The following is a 14,772-nucleotide window of genomic DNA, read 5'->3' as shown; positions in this document are numbered from 1 at the left end:
GGATATCCCCTGAGTTGAAAGCCGGATGAGGCAAAAACAAACCGCCATTGTACCGGTCGGGCGACCAGTTATCCACATGTGGAAACGTTCTGATCCATGCCAAAACAGCCATTTAGCGTCCAAAAAGACATTTGCCGTGTACGCATAAGCTCTGTGGATAACTATGACTGAGGGCTATGCACAACCCTAGAGCTTAGCCTGTGGATAACACTGCTGTGGATAAACGCCGATTCAATCCACAGGTTCTGCGCACGTCCGGCACATCATCAGCACCCGTTACCGACAGGGTTAAAGTTTTCTGTACAGCACGTCATTTCTGGCCTACAGCAGGTTATCCACAGAAGACTGCTCCCTAAAGATCTATAAGTTCTTCAGAAAAGCTTTTTATATGTCTCTTCTTTTTTTCATGTTGAGCTTCCGTTCAGTGATCTGTCCAGCCACCCACGGGTGCTCCACTCGTGGGCATCAGCCGACGCTCCACCTATAAGGAAAGGCTGGTTGGAAATTGACCTATTGGCTTGCTTTCTCTAGAATCGCCGATCTCTTAAAAAGGGGGCCATTCCGGCCCGTTGTCGACAAACCCAGGTAACACGCCATGAAACGTACTTTCCAACCAAGCACCATCAAGCGCGCGCGCACCCACGGCTTCCGTGCCCGTATGGCTACCAAGAACGGCCGCGCTGTTCTGTCGCGTCGTCGTGCCAAAGGCCGTAAGCGTCTGGCAATTTGATCTTTCGGCACAGGTGGTGAGTCAGGACTTCAGTCGGGATAAGCGACTGCTTACACCCCGGCATTTCAAAGCGGTCTTCGACTCCCCAACCGGCAAGGTTCCAGGGAAAAACCTGCTGATCCTTGCTCGCGAGAACGGACTCGATCACCCGCGCCTAGGCCTGGTGATTGGCAAGAAGAGCGTCAAGCTCGCCGTTCAACGCAATCGCCTCAAGCGCTTGATGCGCGATTCCTTCCGTCTGAACCAGCAGATGCTCGCTGGCTTGGACATCGTGATCGTCGCGCGCAAGGGATTGGGTGAGATAGATAACCCGGAATTGCACCAACACTTTGGCAAGCTCTGGAAGCGCCTGGCACGCAGCCGGCCATCTCCAGCGCGAAACGCCGATTCCGTAGGGGTAGACAGTCAAGATGCGTAAACTGGCACTCGTTCCGATCCAGTTTTACCGTTACGCCATTAGTCCTCTGATGGCCAGTCACTGTCGTTTCTACCCCAGTTGCTCCCATTACGCTTATGAAGCCATCGAAAATCATGGCCTCGTACGTGGTGGGTGGCTAGCCGTTCGTCGCCTGGGGCGTTGTCATCCGTGGAACGACGGTGGTTTCGATCCCGTTCCCCCCGCTCCTTCCTCCCGAACTTCTTCGATAGCCGAGTAATCATGGATATTAAACGCACGATCCTGATCGTCGCCCTGGCAATCGTGTCCTACGTCATGGTCCTCAAATGGAACCAGGACTATGGCCAGGCAGCCCTGCCGACTCAGAATACTGCTGCCAGCACTACCGCTCCGGCCTTGCCGGATGGCGTACCGGCCGGAAACGCCGGCGCCAGCGCCGATGTGCCAAGCGCCAATGCCGAATCGACCCCTGCCGAACTGGCGCCGGTCGCGGTCAGCAAGGACCTGATCCGGGTCAAGACCGACGTTCTGGAACTGGCTATCGACCCAGTGGGTGGCGACATCGTCCAACTGACCCTGCCGAAGTACCCACGTCGTCAGGACCATCCGGACATTCCATTCCAGCTGTTCGACAATGGTGGCGAGCGCGTCTACCTGGCCCAAAGCGGTCTGACCGGCGTCAACGGTCCGGATGCACGCCCAGCCGGTCGTCCTCTGTACGCCACCGAGCAGAAGAGCTACCAGCTGGCCGATGGTCAGGAACAACTGGTGGTCGACCTGAAGTTCAGTGACAACGGTGTCAACTACATCAAGCGCTTCAGCTTCAAGCGCGGTGAATATGACCTGAACGTCACCTACCTGATCGACAACCAGAGCGGCCAGGCCTGGAGCGGCAACATGTTTGCCCAGCTCAAGCGCGACGCCAGCTCGGATCCATCGTCGAGCACCGCCACCGGTACCGCCACCTACCTGGGTGCCGCCCTGTGGACAGCTTCCGAGCCGTACAAAAAGGTGTCCATGAAGGACATCGACAAAGGTAGTTTGAAAGAAAATGTGTCCGGCGGCTGGGTCGCCTGGCTGCAGCACTACTTCGTCACCGCCTGGATCCCGGCCAAGTCGGACAACAATGTCGTCCAGACCCGCAAGGACAGCCAAGGCAACTACATCATCGGCTACACCGGCCCGGCAATCAGCGTTCCAGCTGGTGGCAAGGTCGAAACCAGCGCCATGCTGTATGCCGGTCCGAAGATCCAGTCCAAGCTCAAGGAGTTGTCCCCAGGCCTGGAACTGACCGTCGACTACGGCTTCCTGTGGTTCATTGCCCAGCCGATCTTCTGGCTGCTGCAACATATCCACAGCCTGCTGGGTAACTGGGGCTGGTCGATCATCGTTCTGACCATGCTCATCAAAGGCCTGTTCTTCCCGCTGTCGGCTGCCAGCTACCGTTCGATGGCGCGTATGCGTGCCGTTGCACCGAAGCTTGCGGCGCTGAAGGAACGCTTCGGTGACGATCGCCAGAAGATGTCCCAGGCGATGATGGAGCTGTACAAGAAAGAGAAGATCAACCCACTGGGCGGCTGCTTGCCGATCCTGGTGCAGATGCCCGTGTTCCTGGCCCTGTACTGGGTACTGCTGGAAAGCGTCGAAATGCGCCAGGCCCCATGGATGCTGTGGATTACCGACCTGTCGATCAAGGATCCGTTCTTCATCCTGCCGATCATCATGGGCGCCACCATGTTCATCCAACAGCGTCTGAACCCGACGCCGCCGGATCCGATGCAGGCCAAGGTTATGAAAATGATGCCAATCATCTTCACCTTCTTCTTCCTGTGGTTCCCGGCTGGTCTGGTGCTGTACTGGGTTGTGAACAACTGCCTGTCGATCGCACAGCAGTGGTACATCACTCGCAGCATCGAAGCAGCAACCAAGAAAGCTGCTGCTTGACGGGCTACTGAGCTAGCCTGTGAATAAAAACGCCCCCTCGGGGGCGTTTTTGCTATCTGTCGTATTCGTCCTAGAGGCTTTCGAGCATGAACACTGTGCGTGAAACCATCGCTGCCATCGCCACTGCCCAGGGCCGTGGCGGGGTAGGTATCGTCAGGCTGTCCGGGCCGTTGGCCGCCAAGGCTGGCCAAATGATCACCGGGCGTACACTGACACCGCGCCACGCCCATTACGGTCCATTCCGCGACGAGGATGGGTTGGTGCTGGACGAGGGCATTGCGCTGTTCTTCCCTGGGCCGAATTCCTTCACCGGTGAGGATGTGCTCGAGTTGCAGGGGCATGGTGGCCCGGTGGTGCTGGACATGCTGCTCCAGCGCTGCGTGCAGGTGGGTTGCCGTTTAGCGCGCCCAGGGGAGTTCAGCGAACGGGCATTTCTCAATGACAAGCTCGACCTGGCTCAGGCCGAAGCGATTGCCGACCTGATCGAAGCCAGCTCCAGCCAGGCCGCACGCAATGCCTTGCGCTCTCTGCAGGGTGAATTCTCCAAACGTGTGCACAGCCTGACCGAAGCGCTGATCGCCCTGCGGATCTATGTCGAGGCGGCTATCGACTTTCCCGAGGAGGAGATCGATTTCCTCGCCGATGGCCATGTGCTGTCGATGCTCGATGCGGTGCGCAGCGAGTTGTCCACAGTGCAACGCGAGGCCGGGCAGGGCGCACTGTTGCGTGACGGCATGACGGTAGTCATCGCCGGTCGACCGAACGCTGGCAAGTCGAGCCTACTCAACCGCCTGGCTGGCAGGGAAGCCGCGATCGTGACCGATATTGCAGGCACCACTCGGGATATCCTGCGGGAACATATCCACATCGATGGTATGCCGCTGCATGTGGTCGACACTGCCGGGTTGAGGGATACCGACGACCATGTGGAAAAAATCGGCGTGGAACGTGCTCTGAAGGCCATCGGTGAAGCGGACCGTGTCCTGTTGGTGGTGGACTCCACCGCACCCGAGGCGAACGATCCGTTTGCATTGTGGCCAGAGTTCCTCGATCAGCGGCCAGACCCCGCCAAGGTGACGCTGATCCGTAACAAGGCTGACCTCAGCGGCGAGCGGGTAGGGCTGGAGCAGTGCGACGACGGCCACGTGACGATCACCCTGAGTGCCAAGGGCGACGATCAAGGCCTGCAGATGCTGCGCGATCACCTGAAAGCGTGCATGGGCTATGAGCAAACCGCTGAAAGCGGCTTCAGCGCCCGTCGCCGGCATCTGGATGCGCTGCGTCAAGCGAGTGCACACCTGGAACACGGGCGCGACCAACTGACATTGGCGGGGGCTGGGGAGCTGCTGGCTGAAGATTTGCGCCAGGCTCAACAGGCATTGGGTGAAATTACAGGAGCATTCAGCTCGGATGACCTGCTTGGGCGGATCTTCTCCAGTTTCTGCATCGGTAAGTAATCCACAGCCCACATGACCAAGGCCGCTCCTTCTGGAGCGGCTTTTTTTTGCCTGAAATTCCCCCACAGAGCCCTGTATGAGCGGGCTTTGCCCCGCGACGTGACCGTCCATCCAGCGAAATGCTCGTGGATGAGTGGTCGACTCGCGTCCCTGTCCTCGTTTTGCCTGCTCTATGCAGTACATTTTTTTCATCAACAGGCGCCACCAGGCTCCCAGGAGCTCTGTGGAAAACTCGCCTTCAGCTCCGTTGATAACCGGCATTTTTCTCTGAGGACAAACCCGCTTGTGGGTAAAGGGGCATTTAATCCACAGGCTAAATCCTGTTATCCAGAGCCCTCATGGCACTCCAGCCACAGGGTTTAATTTTCCTGTATCCAGCGTCACATATGGGGTATAGAACGTTATCCACAGAAGACCCTGTGCATAAGAATAAACATAAAAACAAAGCTTTTTTAAATTTTTCCTCTTTGATTTCTGTTGTCTGCCATTCATCCACAGACTGATCAAAAATTGCTCAGACGGTTTCTTTAAGAGGGGTGAAGTCCCTATACTTGTCCGCTTACCTTTTCTAATCGCAAAACAGGCACGAGGTGCGTGGTGGATTTCCCTTCCCGTTTTGAAGTGATCGTCATCGGCGGCGGCCATGCCGGTACCGAGGCTGCGCTTGCGTCTGCACGCATGGGTGTGAAAACCCTGCTGCTGACCCATAACGTGGAAACCCTCGGTCACATGAGCTGCAACCCCGCCATTGGCGGTATCGGTAAAAGCCATCTGGTCAAAGAGATCGATGCGCTCGGCGGCGCCATGGCGCTGGCCACCGACAAGAGCGGCATTCAGTTCCGTGTGTTGAACAACCGCAAAGGGCCCGCCGTGCGTGCGACCCGTGCGCAAGCTGACCGCGCCATCTACAAGGCGGTGGTGCGCGAGATCCTGGAAAACCAGCCGAACCTGTGGATATTCCAGCAGTCCTGCGACGACCTGATCGTCGAACAGGACCAGGTCAAAGGCGTGGTTACGCAGATGGGTCTGCGTTTCTTCGCAGAATCGGTGGTGCTGACGACCGGCACCTTCCTCGGCGGGCTTATCCACATTGGATTGCAGAACCATTCCGGTGGCCGCGCCGGCGATCCGCCCTCGATCGCCCTGGCTCACCGCATGCGTGAACTGCCGCTGCGCGTTGGCCGCTTGAAAACCGGTACCCCACCGCGTATCGATGGGCGTTCGGTGGACTTCTCGGTGATGACCGAACAGCCAGGCGACACGCCGATTCCGGTGATGTCGTTCATGGGCAACGCTCAGATGCACCCGCGCCAGGTCAGTTGCTGGATTACCCACACCAACGCGCGTACCCATGAGATCATTGCCTCGAACCTCGACCGTTCACCGATGTACTCGGGTGTCATCGAAGGGATCGGCCCGCGTTATTGCCCGTCGATCGAAGACAAGATCCACCGCTTCGCCGACAAGGAAAGCCACCAGGTGTTCATCGAGCCTGAAGGCTTGACCACCCATGAGCTTTATCCGAACGGTATTTCCACCTCGCTGCCGTTCGATGTGCAGCTGGAGCTGGTGCGTTCGATCCGCGGCATGGAAAACGCACACATCGTGCGCCCGGGTTACGCCATCGAGTACGACTACTTCGACCCGCGTGATCTGAAGTACAGTCTCGAAACCAAAGTCATCGGCGGCCTGTTCTTCGCTGGCCAGATCAACGGCACCACCGGCTACGAAGAAGCTGGCGCCCAGGGCCTGCTGGCCGGGACCAACGCGGCACTGCGTGCGCAAGGCCGTGAAAGCTGGTGCCCACGCCGTGATGAGGCATACATCGGTGTACTGGTCGACGACCTGATTACCCTCGGTACCCAAGAGCCGTACCGCATGTTCACCTCTCGCGCCGAGTACCGACTGATCCTGCGTGAAGACAACGCCGACCTACGCCTGACCGAGAAGGGCCGTGAACTCGGCTTGATCGACGACGCGCGTTGGGCCGCCTTCTGCGCCAAGCGCGATGGCATCGAGCGCGAGGAACAGCGACTGAAGTCGACTTGGGTACGACCCAACACGCCGCAAGGTCAGGCCATTGTGGATAAGTTCGGCACTCCGCTGAGCCACGAGTACAGCTTGCTGAACCTGCTGGCACGTCCGGAAATCGACTATGCCGGCCTGATTGAAGCCACCGGTGGGCAAATCATCGATCCACAAATCGCCGAGCAGGTGGAGATCAAGACCAAATACGCGGGCTACATCGACCGCCAACAGGAAGAAATCGCCCGTCTGCGGGCAAGCGAAGACACCCGCCTGCCTGTGGATATCGACTACACCACGATTTCCGGCCTGTCGAAGGAAATCCAAAGCAAGCTAGGCCAGACCCGTCCTGAAACCTTGGGCCAGGCTTCGCGTATTCCCGGTGTTACGCCGGCGGCGATTTCCCTGTTACTGATTCATCTGAAAAAACGCGGCGCCGGCCGCGAATTGGAGCAAAGCGCTTGAGTTCCCTGGTCACCCCACAACACGCAGAAGAGTTGTCCACAGGTGCGCGCCAGCTCGGCGTCGAGCTGAGCGCCGAGCAGCAGGAAAAGCTGCTGGGCTACCTGGCCCTGTTGATCAAGTGGAACAAAGCCTACAACCTGACCGCCGTGCGTGACCCGGACGAGATGGTTTCGCGCCATCTGCTCGACAGCCTTAGCGTCATGCCGTTTATCCACAGCGACCGCGAACATTGGCTGGATGTCGGGAGCGGTGGTGGCATGCCTGGCATTCCCTTGGCTATTCTGCACCCGAGCAAGAACGTGACGGTGCTGGACGCCAACGGCAAGAAGACGCGCTTCCTGACCCAGGTAAAAATGGAACTGAAATTGGACAACCTCACGGTTATCCACAGCCGGGTCGAAGCCTTCCAACCGCCGCACCCGTTCAGCGGAATCATCTCCCGCGCCTTCAGCAGCATGGAGAACTTCACCAACTGGACCCGCCATTTGGGCGACACCGGGACGCAATGGCTTGCAATGAAGGGGCTGCATCCTGCCGATGAACTGGTAGCATTGCCCGCAGACTTCACAGTGGAAAGCGAGCAGGCCCTGACCGTTCCGGGTTGCCAGGGCCAGCGCCATCTGCTGATACTGCGCCGCAAGGCATGACTGGGAACACACGCAACAATGGCTAAGGTATTCGCAATCGCGAACCAGAAAGGGGGTGTGGGTAAAACCACCACCTGTATCAATCTTGCAGCATCGCTGGCTGCGACCAAGCGTCGTGTGCTGCTGATCGACCTCGATCCGCAGGGCAACGCCACCATGGGCAGCGGTGTGGACAAACATGAACTCGAGCACTCGGTCTATGACCTGCTGATCGGGGAATGCGACCTTGCCCAGGCCATGCACTACTCCGAGCACGGCGGCTTCCAGCTGCTGCCGGCCAACCGCGACCTGACCGCCGCGGAAGTGGTGCTGCTGGAGATGCAGGTCAAGGAGAGCCGCCTGCGCAACGCCTTGGCGCCGATCCGCGACAACTACGATTACATTCTCATCGACTGCCCACCGTCGCTGTCGATGCTGACGCTCAATGCCCTGGTCGCCTCCGATGGCGTGATTATCCCGATGCAGTGCGAGTACTACGCACTGGAAGGCCTCAGTGACCTTGTGGATAACATCAAGCGCATTGCCGCTCGTCTGAACCCGGCGCTGAAGATCGAAGGCCTGCTGCGAACCATGTACGACCCGCGACTGAGCCTGAACAACGATGTTTCGGCGCAGCTCAAGGAGCATTTCGGCGAGCAGCTCTACGACACGGTCATTCCACGCAACATCCGCCTGGCTGAAGCACCGAGCTTCGGCATGCCCGCGTTGGCTTACGACAAGCAATCGCGCGGCGCACTTGCCTACCTGGCCCTGGCCGGGGAACTGGTGCGCCGTCAACGCCGTCAATCACGCACTGCACAAACAACTTAAGGAATCCGCATGGCCGTTAAGAAACGGGGTCTCGGACGTGGGTTGGATGCACTGCTAAGTGGTCCTTCCGTCAGCGCGCTCGAAGCGCAGGCTGTCAAGATCGACCAGAAAGAACTGCAACACCTGCCAGTCGAGCTGATCCAGCGTGGCAAGTACCAGCCGCGCCGCGACATGGATCCGGAGGCGCTCGAAGAACTGGCGCACTCGATTCGCACTCATGGCGTCATGCAGCCGATCGTGGTTCGCCCGATCGACGGCAGCCGCTATGAAATCATCGCCGGTGAGCGCCGCTGGCGCGCCACCCAACAGGCCGGCCTGGACACCATCCCGGCGATGGTCCGCGAAGTGCCCGACGAAGCCGCCATCGCCATGGCGCTGATCGAGAACATCCAGCGTGAAGACCTCAACCCACTGGAAGAGGCCCTTGCCCTGCAGCGCTTGCAGCAGGAGTTCGAACTGACCCAGCAGCAGGTGGCCGACGCCGTGGGCAAGTCGCGGGTGACCGTGGCCAACCTGCTGCGCCTGATCTCGCTGCCGGAAGTCATCAAGACCATGCTCGCCCACGGCGACCTGGAGATGGGCCACGCCCGAGCTTTGCTCGGCCTGGAGGAAGATCGCCAGGAAGAGGGGGCGCGTCATGTTGTCGCACGTGGGCTGACCGTGCGCCAAACTGAGGCACTGGTACGCCAGTGGCTCAATGGCAAACCTGAGCCGGTCGAACCGAGCAAACCTGATCCGGACATCGAGCGCCTTGAACAGCGGCTGGCAGAGCGCCTGGGCTCCCCGGTGCAGATCCGCCACGGCAACAAGGGCAAAGGCCAGTTGGTTATTCGTTATAACTCGCTTGACGAGTTGCAAGGCGTGCTTGCTCACATCCGCTGAAACAATTCCCGTTGTAGCGCGCAGTCGGAAATCACTACCGAAGAGTTGAATAGGGGTTAATCCACCCCTATACTCTGCGCGCATTTTGTCGGCACAAATTATGCCAAGTCATTGCTGACTTGTTGGTCGACTTCCGAGGAGCAGTTCTGATGGAAATCCGCACGCCAAACCGCTTGCCTTTCCATCGCTGGGCAGTTTTTCCGGTACTGCTGGCTCAATTTGTCGTACTGCTACTGGCAACATTGGGGTTGTGGCAGTGGAAAGGGACGGTCAGTGGATATTCAGGCCTCTGCGGAGGTTTGATTGCCTGGCTACCCAATATGTATTTCGCCTGGAAGGCTTTTCGCTACAGCGGAGCCCGGGCGGCGCAGGCCATCGTCAAGTCGTTCTACGCAGGCGAGGCAGGCAAGATGATTTTGACGGCAGTGTTGTTTGCACTGACCTTCGCAGGAGTGAAGCCATTGGCGCCGTTAGCTGTATTCGGCGTCTTCGTGCTGACCCTTTTGGTCAGCTGGTTCGCGCCCCTGCTGATGAATAAAAGACTTTCGAGACCTTAGGGCGTTTGAGGCAACCATGGCAGCAGAAACCGCTTCGGGCTATATCCAGCACCACTTGCAGAACCTGACCTACGGTCAACTACCAGACGGCAGCTGGGGCTTCGCCCATTCGGCTGCAGAAGCCAAAGCGATGGGCTTCTGGGCGTTCCACCTGGACACCCTGGGCTGGTCCGTTGCACTGGGTCTGATCTTCCTGTTCATCTTCCGCATGGCGGCGAAGAAGGCGACCTCCGGCCAACCCGGCGGCCTGCAGAACTTCGTCGAAGTGCTGGTCGACTTCGTCAACGGCAGCGTGAAGGACTCCTTCCACGGCCGTAGCCCAGTGATCGCCCCGCTGGCGCTGACCATCTTCGTCTGGGTATTCCTGATGAACGCCATCGACCTGGTTCCGGTCGACTGGATTCCTCAGCTGGCCATCCTGATCTCCGGTGATCCGCACATCCCGTTCCGCGCGGTTTCGACCACCGACCCGAACGCGACCCTGGCCATGGCCTTCTGCGTGTTCGCCCTGATCATCTTCTACAGCATCAAGGTCAAGGGCCTGGGCGGCTTCATCGGTGAGCTGACCCTGCACCCGTTCGGCAGCAAGAACATCTTCGTTCAGATCCTGCTGATCCCTGTGAACTTCCTGCTGGAATTCGTCACCCTGATTGCCAAGCCGATCTCGCTGGCACTGCGTCTGTTCGGCAACATGTACGCCGGCGAGCTGGTGTTCATCCTGATCGCCGTGATGTTCGGCGCCGGCATCCTGTGGCTCAGCGGCCTGGGTGTGGTGCTGCAGTGGGCGTGGGCTGTGTTCCACATCCTGATCATCACCCTGCAAGCCTTCATCTTCATGATGCTTACCATCGTCTACCTGTCGATGGCTCACGAAGATAACCATTAAGACCGCCTGGCGTGTCTGATAGCCTTCCCCGCTCGTTTGGGGGGAGGGCTCTAAAAGTCCGCAAGGGCAGCTGTACCAAACGATTTGTTTTACCGCTTCAAACTAAAAACCTAACCAATACGACGTAAAAGTCGGGAGGAAAGATGGAAACTGTAGTTGGTCTGACCGCTATCGCTGTTGCTCTGCTGATCGGCCTGGGTGCTCTGGGTACCGCCATTGGTTTCGGCCTGCTGGGCGGCAAGTTCCTGGAAGGCGCTGCTCGTCAGCCTGAGATGGTTCCGATGCTGCAGGTGAAAATGTTCATCGTTGCCGGTCTGCTCGACGCCGTAACCATGATCGGTGTTGGTATCGCTCTGTTCTTCACCTTCGCGAACCCCTTCGTTGGTCAGATCGCCGGCTAATCACTCGTTCCCACGAGTTGATTGGTGTGATGGACAAAGACCGAGCGAGGTGTTGGCGTGAACATTAATGCAACCCTGATTGGCCAATCCGTTGCTTTTCTGATTTTTGTACTCTTCTGCATGAAGTACGTATGGCCTCCGGTCATCACTGCCCTGCAAGAGCGCCAAAAGAAGATTGCCGACGGCTTGGACGCTGCCAACCGCGCAGCTCGCGACCTGGAGCTGGCCCAAGAGAAAGCGGGTCAGCAACTGCGTGAAGCGAAGGCACAGGCAGCTGAAATCATTGAGCAAAGCAAGAAACGCGCTGCTCAGCTTGTCGAGGAAGCCCGTGAACAGGCTCGCGTCGAAGCTGACCGTGTGAAGGCTCAGGCTCAAGCCGAGATCGAACAGGAACTGAACAGCGTCAAAGACGCCCTGCGTGCCCAAGTGGGTGCCCTGGCTGTCGGCGGTGCTGAAAAGATCCTTGGCGCCACAATCGATCAAAACGCGCATGCAGAGCTGGTTAACAAACTGGCCGCTGAAATTTAAGCGAGGGCGATCATGGCAGAACTGACCACGTTGGCCCGACCTTACGCTAAGGCTGCCTTTGAGCATGCCCAGGCCCATCAGCAACTGGCCAATTGGTCAGCCATGCTCGGCCTGGCTGCTGCGGTGTCGGAAGACGACACCATGCAGCGCCTGCTCAAGGCCCCGCGACTGACAAGCGCAGAAAAGGCCGCCGCATTCATTGAAGTGTGCGGTGACAAGTTCGATGCACAGGCACAGAATTTCATTCATGTTGCCGCGGAAAACGACCGTCTCCTGCTTCTGCCGGAGATTTCCGCTCTGTTCGACCTGTACAAGGCCGAGCAAGAGAAATCCGTGGACGTGGAAGTCACCAGTGCTTTTGCGTTGAACCAAGAACAGCAAGACAAACTCGCCAAGGTTCTCAGTGCACGGCTCAGCCGGGAAGTGCGCCTGCACGCGTCGGAGGATGCCAGCCTGATCGGCGGCGTCGTCATCCGCGCCGGCGACCTGGTAATCGATGGCTCGGTTCGCGGCAAGATCGCGAAACTGGCCGAAGCATTGAAATCTTGAGTTTGAAGGGGCAGCAGAGCAATGCAGCAACTCAATCCTTCCGAAATTAGTGAAATCATCAAGGGTCGCATCGAGAAACTCGATGTCGGCTCCCAAGCCCGCAACGAAGGTACCGTCGTATCCGTTTCTGACGGTATCGTACGGATCCACGGTCTGGCCGACGCTATGTACGGCGAAATGATCGAGTTCCCGGGCGGCGTATACGGTATGGCACTGAACCTGGAGCAAGACTCCGTAGGTGCAGTGGTACTGGGTGCGTACACCTCCCTCGCCGAGGGCATGAGCGCCAAGTGCACCGGTCGCATCCTGGAAGTTCCAGTCGGCAAAGGCCTGCTGGGCCGCGTCGTCGACGCGCTGGGTAACCCGATCGATGGCAAAGGTCCTCTGACCACTACCGAAACCGACGCAGTCGAAAAGGTTGCGCCGGGCGTTATCTGGCGTAAATCGGTAGACCAGCCTGTACAGACTGGCTACAAGTCGGTCGACGCCATGATCCCGGTTGGCCGTGGCCAGCGCGAGCTGATCATCGGTGACCGTCAGATCGGTAAGACCGCCATGGCGGTCGACGCGATCATCAACCAGAAGAACAGCGGTATCTTCTGCGTCTACGTCGCCGTTGGTCAGAAGCAGTCGACCATCGCCAACGTCGTTCGCAAGCTGGAAGAAGCCGGCGCCCTGGCCAACACCATCGTCGTTGCCGCCAGCGCCTCGGAATCCGCCGCACTGCAGTTCCTGGCACCTTACGCCGGCTGCACCATGGGCGAATACTTCCGTGACCGCGGTGAAGACGCGCTGATCGTTTACGATGACCTGTCCAAGCAGGCCGTTGCCTACCGTCAGATCTCCCTGCTGCTGCGCCGTCCGCCAGGACGTGAAGCGTACCCAGGCGACGTGTTCTATCTCCACTCCCGTCTGCTGGAGCGTGCATCGCGCGTTTCGGAAGAGTACGTCGAGAAGTTCACCAACGGTGCTGTGACTGGCAAAACCGGTTCCCTGACCGCTCTGCCGATCATTGAAACCCAGGCTGGCGACGTTTCCGCGTTCGTTCCGACCAACGTGATTTCCATCACCGACGGTCAGATCTTCCTGGAATCGGCCATGTTCAACTCGGGCATCCGTCCTGCAGTTAACGCCGGTGTTTCGGTATCCCGTGTAGGTGGTGCCGCTCAGACCAAGATCATCAAGAAGCTGTCCGGTGGTATCCGTACCGCTCTGGCTCAGTACCGTGAACTGGCTGCATTCGCCCAGTTCGCTTCCGATCTGGACGAAGCGACCCGCAAGCAGCTGGAGCATGGTCAGCGCGTCACCGAGCTGATGAAGCAGAAGCAGTACGCGCCGATGTCCATCGCGGACATGGCTCTGTCGCTGTACGCCGCTGAGCGTGGTTTCCTGACTGACGTAGAAGTCTCCAAGGTCGGCAGCTTCGAGCAAGCGCTGATTGCCTACTTCAACCGTGATCACGCCGATCTGATGGCGAAGATCAACGTGAAGGGTGACTTCAACGACGAAATCGACGCTGGCATGAAAGCTGGTATCGAGAAGTTCAAGGCCACCCAGACCTGGTAAGCCGCAGCGGGGGCTGTAGCCCCCGCTTGCTAACCTGATAGGTGATACATGGCAGGCGCAAAAGAGATTCGCAGTAAGATTGCGAGCATCAAAAGCACGCAAAAAATTACCAGCGCCATGGAGAAAGTGGCGGTCAGCAAAATGCGCAAGGCACAAATGCGCATGGCTGCTAGCCGTCCTTACGCGGAGCGTATCCGCCAGGTGATCGGTCATCTGGCCAACGCCAACCCGGAATATCGCCACCCGTTCATGATCGAGCGCCCTGTAAAGCGCGCCGGTTATATCGTGGTGAGCAGTGACCGTGGTCTGTGCGGTGGCTTGAACACCAACCTGTTCAAGGCCCTGGTCAAGGACATGAACGAAAACCGCGAACAGGGCGTTGAAATCGACCTGTGCGTGATTGGTAGCAAGGGTGCGACTTTCTTCCGCATCTTTGGTGGCAATGTCGTAGCTGCGATCAGCCACTTGGGCGAAGAGCCATCGATCAACGACCTGATCGGCTCCGTCAAAGTGATGCTGGACGCCTACCTGGACGGCCGTATCGATCGCCTCTCGGTGGTTTCGAACAAGTTCATCAACACCATGACCCAAAAACCGACGGTCGAGCAATTGGTACCGTTGGTGGCAACCCCGGATCAGGATCTCAAGCATCACTGGGACTACCTGTACGAACCCGACGCAAAAGAGCTGCTGGACGGCTTGATGGTGCGTTACGTGGAGTCGCAGGTGTACCAGGCGGTGGTCGAGAACAACGCTGCTGAACAAGCGGCCCGGATGATCGCCATGAAGAACGCCACAGACAACGCCGGTGACCTGATCAGCGAACTCCAGCTGATCTACAACAAGGCGCGTCAGGCTGCGATCACCCAGGAGATCTCGGAAATCGTCGGCGGCGCTGCCGCGGTTTAACGGTTCAAATATTCAGAGG

16 protein-coding genes are annotated in these 14,772 nt (G+C 58.4%); all 16 read left to right on the top strand.

The window, feature by feature from the left end; translation table 11 throughout:
• The first annotated feature begins 595 nt into the window (after positions 1-595).
• The 16 genes from rpmH to atpG all read left to right on the top strand — a co-directional run bounded on the left by rpmH (position 596) and on the right by atpG (position 14,753).
• Entirely contained in the window at positions 596-730 is a 135-nt protein-coding gene (gene rpmH / locus IF103_RS24750) for a 50S ribosomal protein L34 (RefSeq protein ID WP_003253163.1), read from the top strand.
• A gap of 13 nt (positions 731-743) precedes the next feature.
• Positions 744-1,148 carry a ribonuclease P protein component gene (gene rnpA / locus IF103_RS24745; RefSeq protein WP_027906650.1) on the top strand — a complete coding sequence of 135 codons (405 nt, stop codon included), beginning with the start codon at positions 744-746 and terminating at the stop codon, positions 1,146-1,148.
• Complete coding sequence (yidD, locus tag IF103_RS24740) at positions 1,141-1,386, top strand: membrane protein insertion efficiency factor YidD (RefSeq protein ID WP_023383145.1); 246 nt, start codon at positions 1,141-1,143, stop codon at positions 1,384-1,386. Before rnpA ends, yidD begins: the two co-directional genes overlap by 8 nt.
• A gap of 2 nt (positions 1,387-1,388) precedes the next feature.
• The gene (yidC, locus tag IF103_RS24735; protein WP_023383144.1) at positions 1,389-3,071 is read left to right on the top strand and encodes a membrane protein insertase YidC; all 1,683 of its coding nucleotides are present in this window, start codon (positions 1,389-1,391) and stop codon (positions 3,069-3,071) included.
• Between the two features lie 86 nt (positions 3,072-3,157).
• On the top strand, positions 3,158-4,528 hold the full coding sequence (mnmE, locus tag IF103_RS24730; RefSeq protein WP_023383143.1) for a tRNA uridine-5-carboxymethylaminomethyl(34) synthesis GTPase MnmE: 1,371 nt from the start codon (positions 3,158-3,160) through the stop codon (positions 4,526-4,528).
• A 597-nt stretch (positions 4,529-5,125) separates the two neighbouring features.
• Entirely contained in the window at positions 5,126-7,018 is a 1,893-nt protein-coding gene (gene mnmG, locus IF103_RS24725; RefSeq protein WP_023383142.1) for a tRNA uridine-5-carboxymethylaminomethyl(34) synthesis enzyme MnmG, read from the top strand.
• Positions 7,015-7,665: a 16S rRNA (guanine(527)-N(7))-methyltransferase RsmG gene (gene rsmG / locus IF103_RS24720; RefSeq protein WP_023383141.1), complete on the top strand. Its 651-nt coding sequence runs from the start codon at positions 7,015-7,017 to the stop codon at positions 7,663-7,665. The genes mnmG and rsmG overlap by 4 nt, the downstream gene beginning before the upstream one ends.
• An 18-nt stretch (positions 7,666-7,683) precedes the next feature.
• Positions 7,684-8,475, top strand: coding sequence for a ParA family protein (locus tag IF103_RS24715; protein ID WP_023383140.1), 792 nt, complete (start codon positions 7,684-7,686; stop codon positions 8,473-8,475).
• 9 nt (positions 8,476-8,484) lie between these two features.
• Positions 8,485-9,357, top strand: a complete 873-nt coding sequence (locus tag IF103_RS24710; RefSeq protein WP_023383139.1) for a ParB/RepB/Spo0J family partition protein — start codon at positions 8,485-8,487, stop codon at positions 9,355-9,357.
• Between the two features lie 149 nt (positions 9,358-9,506).
• Positions 9,507-9,914: a F0F1 ATP synthase subunit I gene (locus IF103_RS24705; RefSeq protein ID WP_023383138.1), complete on the top strand. Its 408-nt coding sequence runs from the start codon at positions 9,507-9,509 to the stop codon at positions 9,912-9,914.
• A gap of 16 nt (positions 9,915-9,930) precedes the next feature.
• Positions 9,931-10,800 carry a F0F1 ATP synthase subunit A gene (atpB, locus tag IF103_RS24700; RefSeq protein WP_023383137.1) on the top strand — a complete coding sequence of 290 codons (870 nt, stop codon included), beginning with the start codon at positions 9,931-9,933 and terminating at the stop codon, positions 10,798-10,800.
• A gap of 143 nt (positions 10,801-10,943) precedes the next feature.
• Positions 10,944-11,201 (top strand): F0F1 ATP synthase subunit C, encoded by a 258-nt coding sequence (gene atpE / locus IF103_RS24695; RefSeq protein WP_003097235.1) that lies wholly within the window; start codon positions 10,944-10,946, stop codon positions 11,199-11,201.
• A gap of 57 nt (positions 11,202-11,258) precedes the next feature.
• Complete coding sequence (locus IF103_RS24690) at positions 11,259-11,729, top strand: F0F1 ATP synthase subunit B (protein ID WP_023383136.1); 471 nt, start codon at positions 11,259-11,261, stop codon at positions 11,727-11,729.
• Positions 11,730-11,741: 12 nt separating this feature from the next.
• Positions 11,742-12,278 carry a F0F1 ATP synthase subunit delta gene (locus IF103_RS24685; RefSeq protein ID WP_023383135.1) on the top strand — a complete coding sequence of 179 codons (537 nt, stop codon included), beginning with the start codon at positions 11,742-11,744 and terminating at the stop codon, positions 12,276-12,278.
• 21 nt (positions 12,279-12,299) lie between these two features.
• Positions 12,300-13,844 carry a F0F1 ATP synthase subunit alpha gene (atpA, locus tag IF103_RS24680; protein WP_023383134.1) on the top strand — a complete coding sequence of 515 codons (1,545 nt, stop codon included), beginning with the start codon at positions 12,300-12,302 and terminating at the stop codon, positions 13,842-13,844.
• Positions 13,845-13,892: 48 nt separating this feature from the next.
• Positions 13,893-14,753: a F0F1 ATP synthase subunit gamma gene (atpG, locus tag IF103_RS24675; protein ID WP_011536502.1), complete on the top strand. Its 861-nt coding sequence runs from the start codon at positions 13,893-13,895 to the stop codon at positions 14,751-14,753.
• Positions 14,754-14,772 lie beyond the last annotated feature (19 nt).

The sequence above is a fragment of the Pseudomonas sp. SK2 genome (assembly GCF_016772395.1).
GTDB lineage: Bacteria > Pseudomonadota > Gammaproteobacteria > Pseudomonadales > Pseudomonadaceae > Aquipseudomonas > Aquipseudomonas taiwanensis.
The sequence above is the reverse complement of the archived record's forward strand: the minus strand, read 5'-3'. Positions and strand labels throughout refer to the sequence as shown.